The 20591-nt window shown below is 60.4% G+C and carries 20 protein-coding genes and 3 pseudogenes; 10 read left to right on the top strand and 13 right to left on the bottom strand.

Going from position 1 to position 20591, the window contains the following annotated elements:
* Window positions 1-30 precede the first annotated feature (30 nt).
* Both E5X34_RS27730 and E5X34_RS27725 read left to right on the top strand, forming a co-directional pair.
* Window positions 31-567, top strand: a complete 537-nt coding sequence (locus tag E5X34_RS27730) for a hypothetical protein (protein WP_292571505.1) — start codon at window positions 31-33, stop codon at window positions 565-567.
* 364 nt (window positions 568-931) lie between these two features.
* Window positions 932-1204 (top strand): hypothetical protein, encoded by a 273-nt coding sequence (locus E5X34_RS27725; RefSeq protein ID WP_292571538.1) that lies wholly within the window; start codon window positions 932-934, stop codon window positions 1202-1204.
* Here the strand turns inward: E5X34_RS27725 and E5X34_RS27720 are convergent.
* On the bottom strand, window positions 1091-1453 hold the full coding sequence (locus tag E5X34_RS27720; protein ID WP_292571503.1) for a LysR family transcriptional regulator: 363 nt from the start codon (window positions 1451-1453) through the stop codon (window positions 1091-1093). The genes E5X34_RS27725 and E5X34_RS27720 overlap by 114 nt on opposite strands.
* A gap of 523 nt (window positions 1454-1976) precedes the next feature.
* Here E5X34_RS27720 and E5X34_RS27715 point away from each other — a divergent pair.
* Window positions 1977-2322: pseudogene (locus E5X34_RS27715) on the top strand (MucR family transcriptional regulator); the annotation flags it as partial.
* 240 nt (window positions 2323-2562) lie between these two features.
* Here E5X34_RS27715 and E5X34_RS27710 read toward each other — a convergent pair.
* The 5 genes and pseudogenes from E5X34_RS27710 to E5X34_RS27690 form a co-directional block, all read right to left on the bottom strand.
* The gene (locus E5X34_RS27710; protein WP_292571501.1) at window positions 2563-3489 is read right to left on the bottom strand and encodes an alanine--tRNA ligase-related protein; all 927 of its coding nucleotides are present in this window, start codon (window positions 3487-3489) and stop codon (window positions 2563-2565) included.
* 509 nt (window positions 3490-3998) lie between these two features.
* Window positions 3999-4415, bottom strand: a complete 417-nt coding sequence (locus E5X34_RS27705; RefSeq protein ID WP_292571499.1) for a carboxymuconolactone decarboxylase family protein — start codon at window positions 4413-4415, stop codon at window positions 3999-4001.
* 67 nt (window positions 4416-4482) lie between these two features.
* The gene (locus E5X34_RS27700; protein WP_292571495.1) at window positions 4483-5049 is read right to left on the bottom strand and encodes a carboxymuconolactone decarboxylase family protein; all 567 of its coding nucleotides are present in this window, start codon (window positions 5047-5049) and stop codon (window positions 4483-4485) included.
* Between the two features lie 56 nt (window positions 5050-5105).
* Window positions 5106-6635: pseudogene (locus E5X34_RS27695) on the bottom strand (MDR family MFS transporter); the annotation flags it as partial.
* A 185-nt stretch (window positions 6636-6820) separates the two neighbouring features.
* Entirely contained in the window at window positions 6821-7963 is a 1143-nt protein-coding gene (locus tag E5X34_RS27690) for an HlyD family secretion protein (RefSeq protein ID WP_292571491.1), read from the bottom strand.
* Window positions 7964-8083: 120 nt separating this feature from the next.
* Here E5X34_RS27690 and E5X34_RS27685 point away from each other — a divergent pair, with 120 nt between their 5' ends.
* Window positions 8084-8995: a LysR family transcriptional regulator gene (locus E5X34_RS27685; RefSeq protein WP_292571488.1), complete on the top strand. Its 912-nt coding sequence runs from the start codon at window positions 8084-8086 to the stop codon at window positions 8993-8995.
* Window positions 8996-9018: 23 nt separating this feature from the next.
* On the opposite strand, the gene E5X34_RS27680 is transcribed toward E5X34_RS27685, so the two are convergent.
* Window positions 9019-9783 (bottom strand): sulfite exporter TauE/SafE family protein, encoded by a 765-nt coding sequence (locus tag E5X34_RS27680; RefSeq protein ID WP_292571485.1) that lies wholly within the window; start codon window positions 9781-9783, stop codon window positions 9019-9021.
* Between the two features lie 80 nt (window positions 9784-9863).
* Between E5X34_RS27680 and E5X34_RS27675 the strand changes: the two are divergent.
* From E5X34_RS27675 to E5X34_RS27655, 5 genes and pseudogenes are all read left to right on the top strand, one after another.
* Window positions 9864-10772: pseudogene (locus tag E5X34_RS27675) on the top strand (LysR family transcriptional regulator).
* A gap of 179 nt (window positions 10773-10951) precedes the next feature.
* Window positions 10952-11191 carry a DUF680 domain-containing protein gene (locus tag E5X34_RS27670; RefSeq protein WP_292571482.1) on the top strand — a complete coding sequence of 80 codons (240 nt, stop codon included), beginning with the start codon at window positions 10952-10954 and terminating at the stop codon, window positions 11189-11191.
* A gap of 88 nt (window positions 11192-11279) precedes the next feature.
* Window positions 11280-11621, top strand: a complete 342-nt coding sequence (locus E5X34_RS32940) for a DUF1127 domain-containing protein (protein WP_366664914.1) — start codon at window positions 11280-11282, stop codon at window positions 11619-11621.
* A 182-nt stretch (window positions 11622-11803) separates the two neighbouring features.
* On the top strand, window positions 11804-12097 hold the full coding sequence (locus E5X34_RS27660; protein WP_292571480.1) for a muconolactone Delta-isomerase family protein: 294 nt from the start codon (window positions 11804-11806) through the stop codon (window positions 12095-12097).
* Between the two features lie 275 nt (window positions 12098-12372).
* Window positions 12373-13278, top strand: a complete 906-nt coding sequence (locus E5X34_RS27655; RefSeq protein WP_292571477.1) for a LysR family transcriptional regulator — start codon at window positions 12373-12375, stop codon at window positions 13276-13278.
* On the opposite strand, the gene E5X34_RS27650 is transcribed toward E5X34_RS27655, so the two are convergent.
* The 5 genes from E5X34_RS27650 to E5X34_RS27630 all read right to left on the bottom strand — a co-directional run bounded on the left by E5X34_RS27650 (window position 13262) and on the right by E5X34_RS27630 (window position 18860).
* Complete coding sequence (locus E5X34_RS27650) at window positions 13262-13966, bottom strand: peroxiredoxin-like family protein (protein ID WP_292571474.1); 705 nt, start codon at window positions 13964-13966, stop codon at window positions 13262-13264. The two genes, E5X34_RS27655 and E5X34_RS27650, sit on opposite strands and share 17 nt — an antisense overlap.
* Window positions 13967-14107: 141 nt before the next feature.
* Entirely contained in the window at window positions 14108-15454 is a 1347-nt protein-coding gene (locus E5X34_RS27645) for an NAD(P)/FAD-dependent oxidoreductase (RefSeq protein ID WP_292571471.1), read from the bottom strand.
* A 19-nt stretch (window positions 15455-15473) separates the two neighbouring features.
* The gene (locus E5X34_RS27640; protein WP_292571468.1) at window positions 15474-16868 is read right to left on the bottom strand and encodes an NAD(P)/FAD-dependent oxidoreductase; all 1395 of its coding nucleotides are present in this window, start codon (window positions 16866-16868) and stop codon (window positions 15474-15476) included.
* A 35-nt stretch (window positions 16869-16903) separates the two neighbouring features.
* Entirely contained in the window at window positions 16904-18055 is a 1152-nt protein-coding gene (locus E5X34_RS27635) for a patatin-like phospholipase family protein (RefSeq protein WP_292571465.1), read from the bottom strand.
* A gap of 22 nt (window positions 18056-18077) precedes the next feature.
* Window positions 18078-18860 (bottom strand): 3-hydroxybutyrate dehydrogenase, encoded by a 783-nt coding sequence (locus E5X34_RS27630; RefSeq protein ID WP_292571461.1) that lies wholly within the window; start codon window positions 18858-18860, stop codon window positions 18078-18080.
* Window positions 18861-19115: 255 nt separating this feature from the next.
* On the opposite strand from E5X34_RS27630, the gene E5X34_RS27625 reads away from it, so the two are divergent.
* Window positions 19116-20027 carry a LysR family transcriptional regulator gene (locus E5X34_RS27625; RefSeq protein WP_292571458.1) on the top strand — a complete coding sequence of 304 codons (912 nt, stop codon included), beginning with the start codon at window positions 19116-19118 and terminating at the stop codon, window positions 20025-20027.
* Between the two features lie 57 nt (window positions 20028-20084).
* On the opposite strand, the gene E5X34_RS27620 is transcribed toward E5X34_RS27625, so the two are convergent.
* The gene (locus E5X34_RS27620; protein ID WP_292571455.1) at window positions 20085-20549 is read right to left on the bottom strand and encodes a DUF302 domain-containing protein; all 465 of its coding nucleotides are present in this window, start codon (window positions 20547-20549) and stop codon (window positions 20085-20087) included.
* Window positions 20550-20591: the final 42 nt, after the last annotated feature.

Raw genomic sequence — 20591 nt, 5'->3', positions numbered from 1 at the left:
ACCAGACCGCCTTTAGATCGGAGTTCGGCGATGAACGAGACCGCAGCAGAAGTAATCATCCTGACCGTCAACGCCCTAAGCGCCGGTGCGCTGGTTTTCATCGCTCGCGTCGTTCGGCCGCTGATGAACCAGATGAGCGCCCCCGAGTTCAAAATCTGGCTTACGCGCCTGATCCGAAGCGCGATTACGGAGCCGCTCTTGGTGACTGTTGGCACCCTGCCGATTGTTGGAGCGGTGCTGTACTTCTATCTCTTTGGCATCAACCACGGCTGGTTCGCCGCAGGACTAATCGCATGGCTTGTCGGTTCGGCGGCCTCCAAAATAATCAATCAGCCGATTTACAACTGGGTAGGCGACCCGAGGAACACGGATCCTGGAGAACTTCTGAAGCGACGAGCGTGTCTGGGCATAGGCAACAACTTGCGTGCGCTGATCAATATGATTTCCGTGTTGCTGATGGTCGCCCAGTTTGGCCCGGTCGAGACAGCCATCGCGACACTCGCAAGCGCCATTTTCTCGGTCCCTTTGATTTGGTTTGCCGGCCGCTACATTGCTCATGGGGGCTGACAATGTCCCACTTCCAGCGGTTGGCCGAGCCTCCGTTATAGGGTGAATTTTTCGGGATTGGCACGCTTCACTGATTATGAGTGCGCACAGTTGATTGCAACGCCTCTTCTCCAGACAGTGATCAGGTCGCGATCCAGCACATCACCGATGTGGCGGGGTCGGTGCGGCACAGATCCCGGCGCTCTGTAGCGCGGGCCCGCCAATGAATGAGCGCAGCCGTGCGATCGACTGCGCGAGGAGAGTCTGCTGGTGACGGCGGCAAACAGTTGATAGTTGTAGAGACTGAAATGGCGAACGCGGATGATCGAGCGCTGGCATTCGACAACGGCTTCGGCCTAGCGTGGCCCATCAAGGATGGTGGCTTTTGATCGCGCAGGCTCCACAATTTGAAGTAGCAGCAGTCGCAATTGCGCAATTCGCAGGGCAGTTCGATGTAAATTATGAACTTATCTTCTCGGCGGCGCTATTTATCTCGGTAGTCCCGATGGTCATTCTGAGCCTGCTCCAACGCTTCTACACGGCGTCAGTTGGGCTTCCGGCAGCAAAGAGCGAAGGAATCCCGGCATTCATTCCACCAGGGCCTGCGACCGTTGATCTCGGTCGCGAGGCGACACGCAAAAATGTGCCACCAGTGTGAGTCACTTCGTTCAGTGACGAAATGGGCCGAGACCGGCTGTTCACAATAGGCCTGAAGCTCAGCGAGCGCATCGGCAATTCCGTCGAAGCTTGTCTCCAGGGGAGCGGCAAGCGCAGCACCGGCGTCGCTTGGCGTGATGGACCGGCTTGTGCGGTTCAACAGTCGCACGCCCAGTTGTGCTTCAAGCTTGCGAAGCCGATGGCTGAGAGCCGAGGTGGTGAGGCCAAGTTCGATTGCCGCCTGGCTCATATTTCGCCGCCGAACGATCATCCTGAATACGTTGAGATCCGCCAAAACGTTGCGATCAAAGACGCTTAGTCCGCCAGGGCATTGCTAAATGATGAGGTGGTCGGCGTCCTGTTTGGAGCTGCAAAAGTGGTCATCGGCTGAATGATCGGGCTGAATGTCTGAAATGGGGCCGAAAACAGTTGGTCCGCTTCGGGTGGACGGCTGGGGAGAGCGACGCCGCATGTGGTGATCGGGTCGGCACGAGCCATTTGTTACTCGGACTGCAGCACTGGGCCGGGTTGATCCTGCCCGATGATCGCGATGCGCCTTAGCTCACCTCGAGCAAGCTCGTAGGGAGAGGCCGTGGTGCACGAGTTTCGCATCCAGCGGCCCAGCGGCAAGGTCTTTCGTTGGGTCAGGAACATCGACTTCCCGTCCGAATCGGGTCCCGAATGTCTCGGCGACTGAGACCAACATGCGACTAGCTAGTGGGATGCTTGGACTAGTCGTTGGATCGCTGTCAGGACTTGGTAAGCCGAATAGCGTTGAGCCACCAAAACAGGTTCCCGCCGCTATCCAGAAAGGTCCGTAACACCGGACTACATCATCTGCCTGGAAGACGGGAAGAAATTCAAATCGCTGAAACGTCATCTCGGGCTACACTACGGGCTCACGCCAAACGAACACCGCGAAAAGTGGAGATGAAGCCAGATTAACCAATGGTTGCGCCGAACTACACGGCGCAGAGATCCACCCTCGCGAAGGCGGCGGGGCTCGGACGCAAAACACAACTTGCGCCTACCCTTAAGGCGCCTGCCAAACGAAGCCCAGGGCTTCATGAAGGCGGCTGTCGATGGGTTAAAATTCGAGCACGCCGTGAGGTCAGTTAACCAAGCGAGACTGCGGGCCAAACGACACTAATTGCGAGCGATCTTCGGCGACCTTTACACTCTACGCTGAGCGTCGCCGATACCAGAAAAGTGCGTCCTCGATAGTGGGGCTCGCGATGTGGCGGTCTACCGCTACCATCGTTCCCCACATTCGTTTTTGACGCCATTGGGAGTCGGCCCCTCGGCAAGGTGGCCTTTGGGGTCAAAAGGTAGATCATCGCGCAGCCTCTTTTCAATTTTTCACCCGCGATCCAATTGGCGCATTTCTGCGACATCGATACCGTGCGTGTCGAACCACCATTCCGGACTCTTGTCGGCATACCGGTCGCGAAGCCGCACGTATTTGGCGCGCAGCCGCTTCTGGCGTTCGACCTCTTCCTCAAAGAAAGGGTGATCCAGGATGCCGCCCATTACGCAAATGCGGCGAAGCAGCTTTCGCAGAACGTATCCCTGCTCCTTGTTGCCAGGTCGATATCCGCTTTCAATCACTTTCATAGCTGTATCGCGCAACGTGGTGAGTGCGTTGTCTGCCGGGATGCCGTTGACGATCACGTCGAGGCGCTCAAGGCCGAAGCCGGCGTCGATGCAGGTCCCGAGCGGATTAACGATGTTTCCGATCTCGACCGCACCCTTGTGGAACTCCGTGCAGTATCCACTGATACTGCCATCGCTCCACGTGCATTCCGAATCCGGGATAATCGGCACGCGCCCGCGATAGAGCGGGCTCCATTCGGTTAGTCGGTCCGGATGAATGGTCACGTGATCTGGAACCAGCCCGAGCGTTTCCAGAAACTCGAGCCAGAAATCTATTGCTTCGCCGACGGTCATCTCCCTGAAGGAGAAAAGGCCGAGCATGGTGAAATGGAGAAAGTGGGTTCCGTCTCCGATCTCGTCGAGGTCGCCCATGCGCAAGCAAGCCTGGCTGTTGGCGACGGTTCCAATATAGGAGGGATCCGAGAAGAACGATTTGTACTGCTGCATTCCAGCGCTGCAGAAAAGCGTGGTTTCGTCGTGCGGCTGTACGGATTCAAAACGTGTGAAATTGATGCCCTTTGAAAGGCAGAAGTCTTGATATCGCCGGATCAGGCGTCCCGCGGTGACATAGGCAACCTCCTTAGCTGTTCGTGCGCCTTCTCGAAAAATAGCAACGCCTATCTCGATAGGCAAGCCGAGGACAGCGTCCCCTTGCCTAATCCTCGGATAAGCTGGGCGGCCGTTCTGACATCGCCCTGATCTTCAAATCAATCCTGCTGCAACGGGCTGCCAGATCCGCCAAGGTCAACCTTTGGGCTGAAGCCCCGATATGGCCGCAACGGTGCGATCGCCACCGCTTCGTGCATCCCTGCCGCAAATAGAGGCAGCCGCTGAAGGCTGCGGTCACGTCTACGCTCGAGGGGGCTTCCGTGAGAAGACATGCGCCGCAGATGACACCGCAATGCCAGATCTGACGGACCAAGCCGTCCATGTATAGCCGGCGCACTGCTTCCGCCTCCGCCTCAGCCCGCTTCGCGTGTATTCGCTCTCGTGGAAAGCCTCGGTTCGGCGGCGGGTCAGGATTATGAATTGCATTCTTATCTCCCTCCTTTCTTCTTCGCTATTTGCTGGCACAGCAGGTTGGAGAAACAACAGCGCCGCTCTCGCAGCGCTGGTGCCGATTACCTCCATGGAGCGAACGCTTAAGGGCGAAGCGCTTGCGGTTCATCCGCATCATCGACGGCGCCATTGAGTATGTCCTTCACGTGGACCAGCGCATTTCGAACCGCGGCCCCTCCGGCGTAGAAAGTAAGTTGCAGGATCGCTTCGACGATCTCCTCGCGCGTTGCGCCCGCCCTGAGCGCGGCTTGAGTATGCGCCCGCAATTGCGTGACGGTGTGCCCCAGTGTGACGCACGAAGCGATCACCACGAGTTCACGGGTGACGTAATCGAGACCGGGGCGGGTGGTGATGCCGCCAATGGCCCATTCTATAGACATGTCCGTGAAGTCCGGACAAAGGTCTTCCATGTCGCGCACAAGAGCCTCGCGGGCTCCGGCTCCGAACAGCCGCTCGAAATAAGCCAGCCCGCGCTGGCGTAGTTCGGGGTTGGAAATCATGGCTGGTCTCCTTTTTCATTCGAAGAGAAAGTTGGGCAATGATCGCTCATTCGGTCCATGCCGATCTTCATGTACGACTTGACGCGGGCTGTTTTCGCCGTCGCTGCGCGTATCTCACATCGACAGGGACGATCGTGGCGCTGCATGTGCAACCCGTTGAGCGGCCGTCGGAACACGCCTCCCCGGCTGCATGGAGAACCGATCGGAAGCCGATGGAGAGACGATCCCAGAGATTGGTCGTGCCGACGAGCAAGGTCAGCTTGGCGAGTTCGTCGCGATCGAATTGTTCCCGAGCTTGCTGGTGGATGGCATCGGTCACGTGCGTCGTGGACAGCACGGTCAGAGCCTCCGTCCAGGCGAGCGCGGCGCGTTCGCGCGCGCTGAATGGCATTGCCGGATCACGCCAGGCGTGGAGCACGCGAAGCCGCTCTTCCGTTTGGCCATGAAAGCGGGCGTTGCGTATGTGCGAATGGATGCGCCAGGCACAGCCGTTGATCTGGGAGGCACGCATCTTCACCAGCACGATCAGGCTCTGTTCGAAGCCGCAATTCTTGACCGCCTCTTCCAGGGCCCGGACCGCATTCACAGCATCGAAAGCGCTCTCCGCCGTCTGGAAGTCAAATCCTTGTTGCATGATTCTCATCCTCCTCCGGTCGCCGGGTCGTCGGCACTCAACCCGTTTTCGACATCTCAGTGACCGCCGCCAGCCTCGATCTTGCCCGGTTTCCGAAGCATCAGGCTGGCGCCGAGTGCTGCCACCAGGGCTGCCCCAAGCAGGTAGAACGTGTCGCTGAACGCCATGATATAGGCCTGCTTCTGCACAACTCTTGCGATGGCGACGATGGCCTGGTGGGTCGCGGCGGCGCGATCGCTGATGCCATGGACTAGGAAATATCCAGTCAAACGGTCGATGCGCGCGCGGGTGCTTTGCTCGAACAGCGACACCGACTGAACCAGCACGTTCGAGTGGAATTGCTCGCGTTTCGTCAGAAACGTCTGGAGCATGGCTATGCCGGCGGCGCCGCCGAGATTTCGGATCATGTTGAAGAGCGCTGAGGCGGAGCCTGCATTCTCCTGCTCGATCCCGGCGGTAGCGATAGCAGAAAGCGGCACCATGACGAGGGCCTGACCAAAGGCCCTCACGATGTTCGGCCAGAAAAGCTGGTCGGACGCGTAGGTCGCCGTCATCTCGATGTTCATGAAGTTGCTCGCCGCAAACAGCGCAAAGCCGATGGCGACGATCATGCGCAGGTCAAAACGCTGCATCAGCCGGGGCACCAGAGGGATCAGCACCAATTGGGGTAAACCCGTCCAGGCCAGCACCATGCCGATCTGCTCGGCATTATAGCCCTGGATACGGGCAAGGTAGACGGGGAGGATGAACACCGCGCCGTAAAGCGCTATTCCCAGCAGGAAGCTGGCCAGAACGGCGAAACCGAAATTCCAACGCGCGAGCAGCTTGAGGTTGAGCAAGGGCCTTTTGCTTCTCAGCTCGATCCACAGAAAGAGCGAAAGACTGACGGCGGCGATCAGCGACAGCCGCACGATGAAAGGTGAGCCGAACCAGTCGTCCTTGTTTCCTTCCTCAAGCACGGTCTGCAACGCCCCGAGCCCAATCGCCATTGTGGTGATCCCCGCCCAGTCACCCTGACGCAGCAGCGAGAGTTGCATTGGCGTCCTTTCGAGGGCCCCCCACAGCATGGCGACCATAAGCGCGCCGGGAACGAGATTGACGTAGAAGATGTACTGCCAACCCCAGTTCTCGGTGAGATAGCCCCCGATCGTCGGTCCGATCGCCGGAGCAAAGGTCGCCGACAACGCAAACAGCGCGAACCCGATTGGCTGCTTCGCCTTGGGCAGGAGAGTTATGGTGATGGTGAAAGCAACCGGGATCAGGACGCCCCCGCAAAAGCCCTGAAAGGCTCGCAGGACGATCATTTCCTGCAGGTTTTGCGCGAAGGCACAGGCGACGGAAAAAGCAAGAAACAAGATCGCGTTGGCCAGCAGGTAGATACGGATCGAGCAGACTCGTGACAGCCATCCGGTGAGCGGAATGACGACAATTTCCGCGACGAGATAGGCGGTCGATATCCAGCCTCCATCGTCGATACCGGCGCCTATGGCGCCTTGAATGTCGGCGAGCGAAGCATTGACAATCTGGATATTGAGTACCGCCATGAAGGCTCCAAGCGTCGAGCCGATGACCGCGACCCAAGATTTAAGAGATGCCGACTGGCCCTCAAGCTGGACTCGACTCGGGGTCTTTTCGCGTGCGGAGTGGGTGGTTAGAGTTGCAGGCACGGTCGGACTCCTTGATGCTGGGGAACCAACAGGCGAATATGTTGGACGGCGGCCGGCGAGCGGACGGGAGGGGGATCCGCTTAGCAATGCCGATCATCGGCTGACTATGATCGGCGGCCGCCGTCCAATTCGCGCTGTGCGGCGCGAAAGGCAGATTTCGTGTCGATAGTCGGTTCGACCGACATGCCGGCCCGTAGGAATCCGGCGAGCCCGCCGCCCTCGATCGCGATCTTCACCGGAATACGTTGGACTATCTTGGTGAAGTTGCCGGTGGCGTTATCGGGGGGCAGCAGGGCGAATTCCAGCCCGCTTGCCGGCGACAGGCTGTCGACTTTCCCCCTGAGCGCCACACCGGGGAAGCCGTCGACTGCGAGTTCGACCGGCTGTCCGCTGCGCACATGGGCGAGTTGTGTCTCTTTGAAATTCGCCACGACATAGACCGCATCCAGTGGAACCACAGCCATGAGTTGGGTTCCGGCCTGCACGTACTGGCCCACGCGAAGCGAGCGAGCCCCGACTGTGCCGTCGACCGGCGCGGTGATCACGGTGTAGGAGAGGTTGAGCTGCGCCTGGCGCAGCGCTGCGCGGCTGCGGTCCGCTTGTGCGTGGGCCTTACCACGTTCGCTCGCGAGCACGTCGATCGTCTTGCCTGCCGCAGCCAGCGCGGCGCGGTCGCGCTGCAACTGGGCTTCGTTCTCGCCCAGTGCAGCCACAGCCTCCTGTGCCCTCTGGCTGGTGCCATACCCGCTGCTCAGCAAGGTCTTGTACCGATCGTTCTCCTGTCGCGCGAAAGTGAGCTTCGCTTGCGTCGCGGCGACATTCGCCCTTTGCTGTTCTATCACCGAATTCTGCAGGGCGATTTGAGCGTCCAGATTGCGCAGCGCTGCCTCCGCTGCTTCGACGTTGGCTTGCGCCTGGTCTAGCAAGGCCCTGGCATCGCGATCGTCGATGCGGGCGAGGACCTGCCCTGCCCTGACGCGCGTGTTGTCCTCCACGAGCACCTCGGCGATATAGCCAGAGGTCTTCGGCGCCACAATCGTATAGTCGGCCTTGAGATAAGCATCGTCGGTCGATTCGAGGTACTGGCCAACCGTCCAGTAGTCATAGCCATAGGATACCGCGGCGGTGAGGCCAGCCACCAGGCCCATCCCTATTGTAATTCGCTTGATGATCTGCAGCCGTGATCGCGGCACTTCCCCTGCCTCGATCGGATGCTCCAGGATGGCTGGATTGACGGTGACGTTCATCGCGATCTCCTTTTGGCGGGAGCATGGCCGGTTCACCAGAGGAGTATGCGCTAACACGATAGATGTGATAATCGGCGGCCGAATGGAAGGATCATCCATTGACAAGGGACAATCGGTGCGATGGACAGACTCACAAGCTTGATTGTGTTTGGCCGTGTTGTGGAATGCGGCGGATTTTCCGCGGCGGCCCGACGCCTCAACATGTCGACGACGATGGTCAGCAACCACGTCCAGGCGCTGGAAGACAGGCTAGACGTTCGACTTCTCAATCGCACGACCCGCAAGGTAAGTCTGACCGAGATCGGCCAAGCTTACTACCAGCGTTCCTCGCAGATCCTCGCCGACCTCGACGAGGCGGACCGCATCGCCAGGGCGCTCCAGGCAACGCCACAAGGCAAGCTTCGCCTTCACTCGAGCATGAGCGTGGTCCGTTTCCTGGCCCCGGTTATTTCAGAGTTCGTGGATCTTTATCCGACCGTTTCGGTCGATCTGACCGTCAGCGAAAGGATGGTCGACATGGTGGAGGAAGGGTTCGACCTAGCCATGCGTTCGTTGCCACTTCCTGATTCAAGCCTGATCGTGCGGCGACTGACATCGTGGCGCAACATCGTCTGCGGCTCGCCTGCCTATTTCGAACGTCATGGGACGCCGCTTCGTCCCTGTGACCTTGTGCGTTACAACTGCATGCGCCATGCCTCGTACCCTTTCGGTGACGAGTGGCGTTTCGAAGGTCCGGACGGCGAGCCTGCGTCTGTCCGGATCAGTGGCAACCTGATCACCAACAGCCAGGAAACGCTCAGGCGTCTCGCCATCGACGGTCGCGGTCTGTTCATACCGCCACCTTTTATCGTGGCCGACGACCTTGGTTCAGGGCGCCTCATCCGAGTGCTGGAGAACTATTCAGGGGTCGAGTTCGCGATCAACGCGATCTATCCGCATCGTCACCATGTGTCGGCCAAGGTCAGAAGCTTCATCGACCTCCTGGCCGAGCGCTTTGCGGATCACCGCAGATGGATGGAGATGAAGTACTGAGGCGTGTGCGATTGACAGGAATTTCATAGGAAGGGTCTCGCCAGCATTTCCGTGCCGAGGAGAAAGAGAAGGATCAGGAACCAGCGCCGGAAGATTTGGGCGCTGATGCGTTTTCTGATCATCTGACCGACCCACATGCCGGCTAGCGCCGGAATGATGGCAAGCCCAGATGCAACAAATTCGTCGATCCGGAGGGCACCCCGCCATGCAAGGCCGGCCGCTAGGGCAATAGTGGAAATGGTGAAGGAAAGGCCAAGCGCCTGCACGAGATCGTCCTTATCGAGATCGAGCGCGTGAAGGTAGGGCACCGCGGGGATGACCAGGACACCGGTGCCTCCGGTAACCACGCCGGTCGCGACGCCGATGACAGGCGAAAGCCAGGGTTCCAGCCTCGCCGGCACGCGAAGCTGACGAGAGACGAGGGTGTAACCGGTGTAGAGCACAAGGGCTGCCCCCAGCGCGCTCGTCGTGACGGCGGCGCTGCCGCCGGCTAGCAATGATGATCCAGCAATCGTTCCTGCGACCACCGCCAGCATCATCGGCCAGAGCCTGCGTGAAAGGACACCGATGCTTCGGCCCGCCAGAAGCTGCCAGACATTGGTCACGAACGAAGGAGCGATCAGCAGGTTGGCCGCACTCAGCGGCGACGTTAGCGAACCGAGCACCGCCATGGAAACCGTAGGTAGTCCCATGCCGGTGACACCCTTTACGATGCCGGCGAGGAAGAAGGTCGCGGTTGCCGCGACAATGAGCAACGTGGAGTGGTCCATGGCGTTGGCGTAAAGCATTTGGCGACAGACACAATGCGGATGATCCGCTGTCAGGCTTCGGCTGGTCCGAAGGCTGGCTATCGGATACCTTCCCACCCGTGCGTTTCGATCTGACAGACCTTCGCCTGTTCCTGGCCGTCGTGGACGCGGCCAACATTACTCAAGGCGCAGCGGACGTCGGGCTCTCGCTGTCCGCGGCCAGCGAGCGTCTGCGTGACATGGAAGCCGGCGGCGGGGTCAAGCTGCTTGAGCGCGGACGCCGCGGCGTGTTGCTGACGCCAGCCGGTGAAGTGCTGGCACATCACGCCCGCCTTATTCAGCGTCAGATGGCGCAGATGCGCGGCGAACTCGGCAAGCACGCTAGCGCCTTGCGTTCGACCATCCGGCTTTGCGTGAACACCGCCACCTTCACCGAATTTCTGCCGGAACGGCTGGCATCATGGATGGCCGCGCACCCATCAATCGATATCGAACTTAAGGAACGACAGAGCTTCGAGATCGTGAGGCCGTCGCGGCTGGGCTGGTCGAGATCGGCATCCTTTCGTCCGCGGTCGACACCGCCAACCTGCAACTGCGTCCCTTCGCCATTGACCGCCTGGTAGTAGTGCTCTGGCGCGATCACACTTTGGCAGCGCAGACGCGCGTCGCCTTCGCCGATATCGTCGATCAGCACTTTGTTGGCTTGGCGGGTGGTGCGCTGCAGGATCACATCCATGCCCAAGCGGCAAGGATAGGCGTTAGGCTGAAGACGCGGGTGCGCATGCGCACCTTCGAAGGCATCTGCCAGATGGCGGCGGCTGGCGTTGGTCTCGGCATCGTGCCCGAAACAGCAGCGCCGCTGCGCTAAGCCGGCAGGCATCGCGTTCGTTCCCCTTTCCGACGAATGGGCTAGACGGCGTCTGTCAGTCTGTGTGCGCAATGAAGAGGAATTGACGGCGCCTGCGCGGGATCTCCTAGAGCATCTGACAAAGCCGGTCGGCACCAAGAGACGTCGCCTCGGGCAATAGCATCCTGGACCGATTTTGAATCAGCGCGACTGTCCGTAAGCACATTATCCGCTCACGGCGGATGATGTTTCCCAATCTTGGACGGTTATCACGAGCCATCCGAAGATCCATTCTTCCTGGCGAACGGGCGAGAACCTGTTCGTGAGGCAAGACCAGAAACTCAATGTTAGGAGCCTTCCATGAAAAAGATCGCTGTTTACACCGCCGCGCTTTTAGCCGTCAGCAGCAGCGCATTCGCCGAAAACCCGAATGTCGGCCGTTCTGATATCAACGCGATCGCCGAGCGGCAGGTCGATAACGCCCATACCTCCTCGATACGTCACAGCGTGGGCTACGAACTGCTCAATTCAGGCGATAGCCCAGCCACCGGCCAGGACCAAGCGGCCGAGCGGCGTCGGGATCTTTTCGGCAACCACTGACCGCCAGTGTTGGGTTTCGAAACTTCAAAGCGGCGGGATCGTCCGTCGTTTTTGACATCATTGGCTCGTGGCGGAAAGGAGAAATGTCATGGATGCAAGCGCCAACGTAGTCGCCTTCAGGCCCGCACGAACGAGCAACCCACTGCGGCGAACCGAAACGAAGGCAGGAGAAGCTCGGCCAATCCGGGATGTCGTGCCGAGTGCAAACACTTCCCCGCGATGTAAAGTCCAATCTCTGCGAATGTGGCTAACGCGCCTTGCGGCAATCGTCAGCTGGCTCAAGGAGATACTGGAAAGACGGCGCAGCCATCGCGCGCTGATGGAACTTACGGACACCCAGCTTCAAGATATCGGCCTTTCGCGCGTAGCCATTGTCGACCGCCCTGGAGGACAAGTTCACCTGCGCCTCGTCCCGGCCGATGACAGATAGAAGCGCCAGCATGGCGGCTCTCGTTCAACCGTCGGCAGATCCAAAGGTAGGCGCACCGTCAACTGTCTTTTGCACGGATCGTGAGACGTATTCCGCAGGTGAAGAGAAAGATGGCAATGCTGAAACATTCGAGCCCTTGCAACGAATCAAGAAGGGCTCCACCCCAACAGGAGACGACATTCATGCAATACATGGTCTTGACACGCCGGCGAACAGAACACTTCGGCGACGCGCATTACACGCCAGAGAGACTGGAAGCCGAAGCTGAAGGCGTTCGGCAGCTGTACATAGCAGGCGCCGTGCGACAAATCTGGAATCGCGCCGATATGGGAGGTGCCTGCCTTCTCATGGAGGCAGAGACCATGGAAGACGTTCGCTCGGTGCTCAATGCCCTTCCGTTGTTCCAAAGCGGGATGCAGGAAACAGTATCCATCGTGCCTCTACGACCGTATAGAGGTTTTGGGCCGCGCCAATAAATGACATCGCAAGGCACGGGTAGACCGTGATATGGCGCGCGCTATCGGATCGCAACGGCTCCACTCGAATCGGGACTCTGCTGCCACCTTTCGTACGCAATGGACTGGCGGGACAGACGGCCGACTTGGGGCCGCAAGCAGACCGACAGTTTTCAGGGCCGACATGGTGAAAGCGGACGTCAAGCTGGCTGCACTTTGCCGAAAGCGCTGTATTGCGCTAGCTTACGAACAGGCGCCATCGCTGATAAACCATTTCGCTGAGGGGGCGAAGTTCCATGGAGATGCAGCAGGTCCGCTATTTTTTGGCCCTGTCTAACACGTTGAATTTCACCAGGGCGGCCGAGGAGTGCAACGTCACTCAGCCGGCCCTTACGCGCGCGATCAAGACGCTTGAAGAGGAGTTAGGGGGAGAGCTTCTTCGGCGCGAGCGTCAGCATTCGCATCTTACGGAACTCGGGCGCCGCATGCTGCCGTTGCTGCAACAGTGCTATGATGCGGCCACTTCCGCCAAGTCACTGGCCAAGGCTGTGCAAAGCAGTGACGTGGCACCCCTCAACGTCACGATATCCAACAGCATCAACATAGCGTTGCTGGTTTCGCCCTTCACGGAGCTTTTCCGAGCCTACCCGGGTGCGCATCTCAAGATTCACCGTGGCTCGCCGGCTGCAGTGATTGAGGCGCTGAAGGGCGGTGAAGTGGAGCTTGCGATTGCCGGTCCGCTCGGACAGGCCTGGGATCGCCTGGATACATGGCCGCTGTTTCAGGAAGGCATCGAGCTCGCCGTCAATTCGGATCATCCGCTCGCCCGGCGAAACGAGGCAGATGTCGCGCTAGCGCAGCTTGCTGCCGAACCTGTGCTCAGTCGGATCGATTGGGAGACGAGCGAGGAACTCGCGCGCTGCCTTTCCGCCAAGGGGTATACCCCCCGGACCGCGCATGAAGTCGAGACGGACCAGGATCTGCTCGCACTGCTCGAGGCCAATGCCGGAGTGGGCTTTGTCACGCTTACGGCACCGCGATCCCCGACCACCCGCCGGCTCAAACTTCGCGATCTGGACGTCTCGCGGATCGTTTCGGTTTATGCGGTTGCCGGCAGGCATCGCTCGCCTGTCGCGACAACCCTGCTCAACCTTTTGAGGGCCGCCGACTGGTCGTCCTTCGGCGTCAGCGAGCCCGCCTGAGCGCCGCGATCAGGTCGTCAATATCCATGCGACGGCGGTAGTCCGGATCGACAAAGCGATCCCTGATGATCCCGTCCGTTCCGACGATGAAGGTGGCTGGGATGGGCATAAACCAGCTGCTGTTGCCCTGATAGTTGGGGATGTCGAGCCCCAGGCCCATGAGCCTTTCCATTTCGGCGCCAACCCAGATCGCGAGGTTGAGCGACAGCGCGTATCCATTGTCCATGTCGATCAGGAATGGGAACTGTGCGCCGACCAGAGCCTTCATGGCCTTTGCGAATTTGCGACGCTCCGGCATGATCGCAACCACCTGCCCTCCCAGCTCCGCGATCTCGCGGTGCACCTCGACAATCCCGATGGCATTCAAGCGGCAATAAGGACACCAGTGACCGCGCTGGAAGGTGATGACGGCTGGCCCGTTGGCCAGGGTTTCGGCGAGGCTGACGAGCCTGCCCTGATCATCAGGCAACAGGAAACCAGGCATGGCTTCGCCGGGAGCCGGCGCCATCGTGCCGGCGCCCTGCTTCTCAAGGCGGGCCACCAGTCGCTCGACCGCGTCGGCGAATTCCGAGTTTAGGCGGCGAACCGCCGCGGCAACTACTGCCAGCCGTTCATTGAGGGGCGCATCAAGTTCGATGGCTGCCTGGACGGACTGCTCGAATGTCATTGCCTGGTCGTCGGCGGCCATGTCTGCACTTTCACACGTCCCGCATAGCCTACCACCGCAACCCCTCGGCAATCGCCATGTTTTTCTTGCATGGTTTTGATGCCCTGCGTGCATCGACACATGCCAAGCCTCCGCTCTACTTCGCTGGCCCGGGCCGACGCGTTACACCATGTTCCTGATATCCGCTGCAAAAGTCGGGAAAGCGCAGACCATTTCGGACAGCTCTCGCGCCGCGATGCCATGCTTCATCGCGAGCGCAAAGATGTGGATCAGTTCTTCGCCGGCATGGCCGACTAGGTGGGCTCCGAGGATCCTGCCTGTCGTTTCCTCGACTATGATCTTCGACCATGCGACCGGCTCCGCGAAAGTCTTGGCGGAAAGCCAGCCATGCATATCGTTCAGGTGGACGTTGACGACGAAGCCGCGCTCTCTCGCCTGGGCCTCGGTCAAACCGACGGTGGCCACGGCCGGAATGCTGTAGAGAGACGTGGGTATGTGACTGTAGTCGGGCCGATGCTTCGCGCCGTCGACGATGTTGCGGCCGACGATCCCGCCTTCATAGGTCGCCACCGGCGAAAGCTGCGGAGAGTTCCACACGGCATCGCCGCAGACATAGACGTCTGGATTGGAACGCGAGCGTAGATGCTCGTCGATCTCGATGCGGCCTTCGCGATGCACGATGACACCCGCCCCAAGATCGAGCCCCCCGACATTGGCCACGCGCCCCGCGCAATTGACGGCCCGATCCGCGTTGACCGAGCATTCGGCGCCATCTTTCGCGAAGCTCACCCGCAGCCGCCCGTCGGTCTTTTCGATCTTCTTGACCCAGGCCTTGGTATGGATCCTAAGGCCAAGCCGCTCGCTCTCGGCACGGATTTGGGCAACGGCATCCTCGTCCAAGCCTCCGAGGAGCTGCGGCAGCGCCTCGAGGATGGTGACCTCGACGCCGGCGCGCGCATAGACGTGACCCAGCTCGAAGGCAATAACGCCGCCGCCAATGAACACAACGGCGCGAGGCAACGCAGGATCGCTCAGCACATCGTCGGATGTGGTCAGAAATTCTGCCCCCGGGATCGACAGCGGGCGCGGCTTCGAGCCGGTGGCGATGACGATGTTTCTGGCCTCGATCTCTCGGATGCCGACGCGGACGGCATTGCTAGAAATGAATGCGGCCTCTCCTTGGATGACATCGACACCCCGCTTGGCCATCAATCCGGATAGGCGGGATGGAATTTCCCTGATGATATTTTTCTCCCGCTCGATCAAGGCTCGCCAATCGAGCCTCGGCGGTTCGATTTCGATTGCATGATTGCCGGCTCTTCCGATCTCGTCGAGCGCGTGGGCCGCCGCAACCAGCACCTTCTTCGGCGTGCATCCGCGATTGGGACAGGTGCCGCCGAGATCGCGAGCCTCTACCATGGCGACGGAGAGTCCGGCGGCGCGCGTCGCTACCGTGACGCCCATGCCGGCATTGCCGCCGCCCAGGATCACGACATCATACTTTTCCATCGCACCGCCTCCGCCAGCCTCAGTGAAGCTTGATCCGCGGTCTGGCGCGCCTGACGATCATCTCGCCGATCGAAGCAAGCGTTGTCTTGGCGAGGCCGTGAACCGCCTTGAGATGCATCTTGTGCAGCGAGCGATAGACGAGCCTCGCAACAAGACCTTCGATCTTCAGTCCGCCGATCAAGCTGCCGAACGCACCGTAGTCGGCGAGTGAAACCAGCGAGCCGTAGTCGCGGTAGCGATACGCTGGCGCGGCTTGCCCTGCGAGACGCGCCGCGATCACCTTGGCCATGTGGTCTGCCTGCTGATGGGCCGTCTGGGCTCGCGGCGGCAGGGCGTTCTCTTCGCCCGGCAGCAGGCAGTTCGCGCAGTCGCCGATCGCGAACACATTCTCGTCTCCGGCCGTGCGCAAGGTTTCGTCGACGATCAGGCGGTTGATGCGGTCGGTTTCGAGACCATCGAGACTTCTCAGGAATTCCGGCGCCTTGATGCCGGCTGCCCAGACGACCAATTCGGCCGGCACGAAAAGCTTGTCGCCCAGCCGGATGCCGTCTTCGGTCACTTCGGTGACCCTGATCCCGCATCGTATCTGGACGCCCAACTTGATCAGCAAGCGTGCCGTTGCGCTTGCCATCTGCTCCGGCAGCGCTGGCAGGATCCGGGGTCCTGCTTCGACGATGGTGATGCGGATCAGCCTTTCGAAATCGATGTTGTCGAGATTATGCGAGGCAATCTCGCGCATCGACTTGTGCAGTTCCGCCGCCAGTTCGACACCAGTTGCGCCGGCGCCCACGATGACGCAATGGAGTTGGCCCGGCGACAGCTGCTCATATTGCGCGTTGGCGCGCAGGCATGCGTCGATCATCCGCTTGTTGAACCGGGCGGCCTGCTCGGCGGTGTCAAGCGAGATGGCGTGGCGCGCGGCGCCTGGTGTGCCGAAATCATTGCTGACGCTGCCTACGGCCATGACCAGCGTGTCGTAACCCAGGACACGTGGCGGGATGATCTGGCGGCCATCATCGTCGAAACTGGGGGCGACGAAGACCTGGCGCTTGGCACGATCGATGCCGACGACCTCGCCAATGCGGTATCGGTAGCGATGGCGGCTGGCATGGGCGATGTATTCAACCGCGTCGTGCGACGCACTCAAGGCTCCGGATGCCACCTCATGCAAAAGCGGTTTCCAGATATGGGTGCGGTTTCGGTCGACAAGCGTAACGGAAAGCCGCCGGTTGCCGAACTTGCGGCCGAGGCGTGTCGCCAGTTCCAAGCCGCCCGCGCCGCCGCCCACAATGACCACGCGATGCAGCGACTTGTCAGCGTGCGAGGGAGTCTCCGGGATCGTGCGGAAGAGCGCAGCATTGTTGGCGAGCACGGCTTCCGGAATCAACCGCATGCCGGGGGTGATGATCTGCATCGGTGGTCTCCGTGTCTTCCTCGGCGCGTCGCATTTCACTCTTGGGATTCGTGGATCACGATGCCCTGAAGCATGTCGATCTCGCATTCCCAGGGCTTGTCGGTGAGGACGCGCTGCCCATGCTCGTATCCGGCCTGCCAGCGGGTGCGAATGCCCGAGCGGGTGAAGTCGATGTCCTTGGTGTGGTCCTCGCCGTCCAGTCGCGGCGAAAGCAGGCGGACGAGGTGCATGACCGAAGGGCAGCCATAGGAGGCGAATTCCTTGAACATCGGATCCTCGCGACGCTCCTCGGGAACCAGCTTTCCCATTTCGCGCACCACATGCCGCAACCGATGCAGTTGCTCCTGCCGTGCAACGTGGCTCCGGCCGCGGCTGGCGTATTGAAGATCCTTTTGCCGGCCCATGACCTGCCAGATCGATTTCGGCTCGGTTGCGCGGGGCTGCCACATGTTGACCGCGAAGATCAGCGCGTCTCGCCTGGGTCGCGCATCGAGCACCACCTCGATCGGCGTGTTTGAATAGATGCCGCCGTCCCAATAGGGCTCGCCGTCGATGCAGACCGCCGGAAACGCCGGTGGCAAGGCGCCGGACGCCATGATGTGCGCCGCCGACAGGATCATCTCGCGCGTATCGAAGTATTTGAGTTCGCTGGTATTGACGTTGACCGCCCCGACCGTCAGCCGCGTGTGGCGACCGTTGAGGTAGTCGAAGTCGACCAGGTTGTTCAGGGTCCTTTTGAGCGGATCCGTCGTGTAGTAGGAGGCATTCTCGACACCGACCTCGCGGTTCACTCCAAACATGGCGCTTGGGTTCGGTTCGAAGAATCCCGGGATGCCGCGCATCACCGTGCCCATATTGGCAAAGATGTTGCTCGGGACCATCATCCGGAAAAATTCGTCGAATGGACTGCTGCGGCTGACGCTGTCCCAGAATTCCTGAAGCCTGGGCAGGCGATCGCCGGGCTTGTTCCCGGCAATCAGCGCGGCGTTGATGGCGCCGATGGACGTGCCTATGACCCAGTCCGGTTCGATGCCGCCCTCGACCAGCGCCTGATAGACTCCGGCCTGATAGGCGCCGAGCGCGCCGCCGCCCTGAAGGACAAGGACGGTCTGACGTTTGACATCGCCCTGATGTCCAGTCGCCGGTTCTGCCTGCGTGGCGGATAGGTTTTGCGTGATCTTGTTCATGGCCTTCGCTCCTCGTGCAGGTCTAGTGAGCGGTCCAACCGCCTTCGATCGGCATCACGGCGCCGGTGATCGAGGCCGCCTCGTCCGACGCCAGGAACAGACACAGCGCGGCAACCTGCTCGACGGTGACGAACTGCTTGGTGGGCTGTGCGGCCAATAGGACATCGTTGATCACCTGCTGCTCGGTGATCCCGCGGGCCTTCGCCGTGTCGGGTATCTGCTTCTCGACAAGCGGGGTGAGCACGTATCCGGGGCAAACGGCGTTGACCGTGATGCCTTGTTCGGCAACCTCCAGCGCGACGGTCTTGGTCAGGCCGGCGACGCCGTGCTTGGCCGCGACATAGGCTGACTTGTAGGGAGAAGCGACGAGCGCGTGCGCGGAGGCCACGTTGATGATGCGACCCCATTTGCGCGCCTTCATCGCCTGCAGCGCGCGCCGGATCGTATAGAACGAAGACATGAGATCGATCGCCACGACCGCTTCCCATTTCTCGATCGGGAAGTCGTCGATCGGCGCGACATGCTGGATGCCGGCATTGTTGACCAATATGTCAATGGCGCCGAACTCGGCGATGGCCTTGTCCATCATTGAGGTGATCGCGTCGCCCTTGCTCATGTCGGCATTGTCGTATCGGACGGCGACCCGATGATCGGCGGCGAGCTTTGCCCGAAGGCGTTCGATCTCGGCGGCGTCGCCAAAGCCGTTCAGAACGATGTTGCAGCCTTTCGCCGCGAAGGCTTCGGCAATACCTTGCCCGATGCCGCTGGTCGAACCGGTGATGAGCGCTGTCTTGCCTTTGAACATCGTCTTGTCCTTCTGATTGCGCCGCTACCGAGCGATGGCGCGCGGGCTGCTCTGGATCTGACGATGAGTATGGTGAACCGCCGCAAGCTGCGGAAATGCCGTTGAGACATGGATTCGATAGCTGACGGTCAGATCGTTGGCTTCAAGCCCTGGATGTCGATCGACCCGGTCGGGTTGTTTGACGTAAGGGCAGCTAGTAAGATTGCGTGGCAACGCGGGCGATGCCGTATGCGCGTCCAGTGAGGGGAGCGTGCAGTGGAGATCAGCCAGGTCCGATACTTCTTGGCCGTCGCCAAGGAGTTGAATTTCACCAGAGCGGCCGAGCAGTGCAACGTCACGCAGCCGGCGCTGTCGCGCGCCATCAAGCTTTTGGAGGATGAATTCGGCGGGCCGCTTTTCCACCGCGAGCGCCGTTTCACTCACCTTACCGAGCTCGGCCGCATGGTGGAGACCTATCTCGAAGGCGTCTTCGAGAACTCGCGCCAGGCAAAGCAGATTGCCGAGCAATATGTGACGCTGAAGAAGATGCCGCTCAAGGTCGGCATCATGAGCACGATCGCTCCGGACGAGATCATCGAACTCATCGCGGCTGTGCGCGCGCACCACCCTGGCGTCGAGTTGCATCTTTGCGATGCGGACGCGGTGAGCCTCAGGCGAAGGCTGCTCGAGGGCGAGCTGGAGGCTGCCATCTATGCCTTGCCTTCAGATGTTGCCGACGAAGAAGTGCATTCCCTGCCGCTGTTCCAGGAGCAGATGGTGATGGCTGTGCATGTTGCCCATCGCCTTGCCAACCAACGCGTTGTGCGGGTGAAGGATATGAGCAACGAAAGCTACATCCACCGCAACAATTGCGAGTTCGCGGGTTACGCGGATGCCATCCTTGCCGAGCAAGGCGTCACGGTCAGCCCGGTTTACTGGAGCGATCGCGACGACTGGACATTGGCGATGATCGCTGCCGGGCTCGGTTTCGGGTTCATGCCCGAACATACCGCGAAGCATCCCGGCGTGGTGCCTCTGCCGATCACCGAGCCGGAGTTCTGGCGCGAGGTCAATCTCGTCACGGTGCGCGGCCGCAGGCATTCGCCCGCGGTCGGCGCATTGGTGCGGGAAGCCACGCAGAAGAAATGGTTCGGCGAGCGGGTTAAGGCGTTGTCCGCCGCCGAATGAGTTCGCAGGCCGCATGCGTCGCCGTTCGAGCGAGGCATCTGCGGCTAGAAGCCTCCCTCAGTTCTTCTTGACGGTTGAGGTGACCGACTGGATGACTTCGGTCGCCATCTTGAACTGCGCGGGGCGATCCGTGATGCCGTGCCGCTTGGCGATCCAGTCGAAATCGCTGTAAGCGGCGTAAACCGAACCGTCGGCGGTCTGGTAGACCAGCACGCGGACGGGCCAGTCGAGCCCGGCCTCGGGGTTGGATGTGATGAAGGTCGTGCCGAGCGCTGGATTGCCGAACATGACGAGCCGCGAAGGCCTTACGTCGTTGCCCGCATTCTTGCCAAGCTGAGCCTGGTCGATGACGCCGAAGAACTTGATGCCTTTCTTGAGCACATCCTTCTTGATGCGGGCGACGGTTTCGGCGACGGAATAGTCGCTCTTCACGGTGACGACGCCGTCCGAAGCGGCGGCCGGCAGGGCAACGGCCATCAGCATGGCGGCGCCTGCAAGCAGAGTCTTGAGTTGCTTGGTCATGTCGGTCTCCTTGGTTGGATAACTAGGTTTCGATTTCAGGTC

The sequence above is a fragment of the Mesorhizobium sp. genome (assembly GCF_004963255.1).
Classification (GTDB): Bacteria; Pseudomonadota; Alphaproteobacteria; order Rhizobiales; family Rhizobiaceae; genus Mesorhizobium.
This window is presented reverse-complemented; position numbering and strand designations above follow the sequence as displayed.

Excerpts from the sequence above, each read along its gene's own strand:
- E5X34_RS27730 (WP_292571505.1), top strand. The coding sequence starts at position 31 with ATGAACGAGACCGCAGCAGAAGTAATCATCCTGACCGTCAACGCCCTA.
- E5X34_RS27720 (WP_292571503.1), bottom strand. The coding sequence starts at position 1,453 with ATGAGCCAGGCGGCAATCGAACTTGGCCTCACCACCTCGGCTCTCAGC.
- E5X34_RS27705 (WP_292571499.1), bottom strand. The coding sequence starts at position 4,415 with ATGATTTCCAACCCCGAACTACGCCAGCGCGGGCTGGCTTATTTCGAG.
- E5X34_RS27700 (WP_292571495.1), bottom strand. The coding sequence starts at position 5,049 with ATGCAACAAGGATTTGACTTCCAGACGGCGGAGAGCGCTTTCGATGCT.
- E5X34_RS27690 (WP_292571491.1), bottom strand. The coding sequence starts at position 7,963 with ATGAACGTCACCGTCAATCCAGCCATCCTGGAGCATCCGATCGAGGCA.
- E5X34_RS27685 (WP_292571488.1), top strand. The coding sequence starts at position 8,084 with ATGGACAGACTCACAAGCTTGATTGTGTTTGGCCGTGTTGTGGAATGC.
- E5X34_RS27680 (WP_292571485.1), bottom strand. The coding sequence starts at position 9,783 with ATGCTTTACGCCAACGCCATGGACCACTCCACGTTGCTCATTGTCGCG.
- E5X34_RS27670 (WP_292571482.1), top strand. The coding sequence starts at position 10,952 with ATGAAAAAGATCGCTGTTTACACCGCCGCGCTTTTAGCCGTCAGCAGC.
- E5X34_RS32940 (WP_366664914.1), top strand. The coding sequence starts at position 11,280 with ATGGATGCAAGCGCCAACGTAGTCGCCTTCAGGCCCGCACGAACGAGC.
- E5X34_RS27660 (WP_292571480.1), top strand. The coding sequence starts at position 11,804 with ATGCAATACATGGTCTTGACACGCCGGCGAACAGAACACTTCGGCGAC.
- E5X34_RS27655 (WP_292571477.1), top strand. The coding sequence starts at position 12,373 with ATGGAGATGCAGCAGGTCCGCTATTTTTTGGCCCTGTCTAACACGTTG.
- E5X34_RS27650 (WP_292571474.1), bottom strand. The coding sequence starts at position 13,966 with ATGGCCGCCGACGACCAGGCAATGACATTCGAGCAGTCCGTCCAGGCA.
- E5X34_RS27645 (WP_292571471.1), bottom strand. The coding sequence starts at position 15,454 with ATGGAAAAGTATGATGTCGTGATCCTGGGCGGCGGCAATGCCGGCATG.
- E5X34_RS27640 (WP_292571468.1), bottom strand. The coding sequence starts at position 16,868 with ATGCAGATCATCACCCCCGGCATGCGGTTGATTCCGGAAGCCGTGCTC.
- E5X34_RS27635 (WP_292571465.1), bottom strand. The coding sequence starts at position 18,055 with ATGAACAAGATCACGCAAAACCTATCCGCCACGCAGGCAGAACCGGCG.
- E5X34_RS27630 (WP_292571461.1), bottom strand. The coding sequence starts at position 18,860 with ATGTTCAAAGGCAAGACAGCGCTCATCACCGGTTCGACCAGCGGCATC.
- E5X34_RS27620 (WP_292571455.1), bottom strand. The coding sequence starts at position 20,549 with ATGACCAAGCAACTCAAGACTCTGCTTGCAGGCGCCGCCATGCTGATG.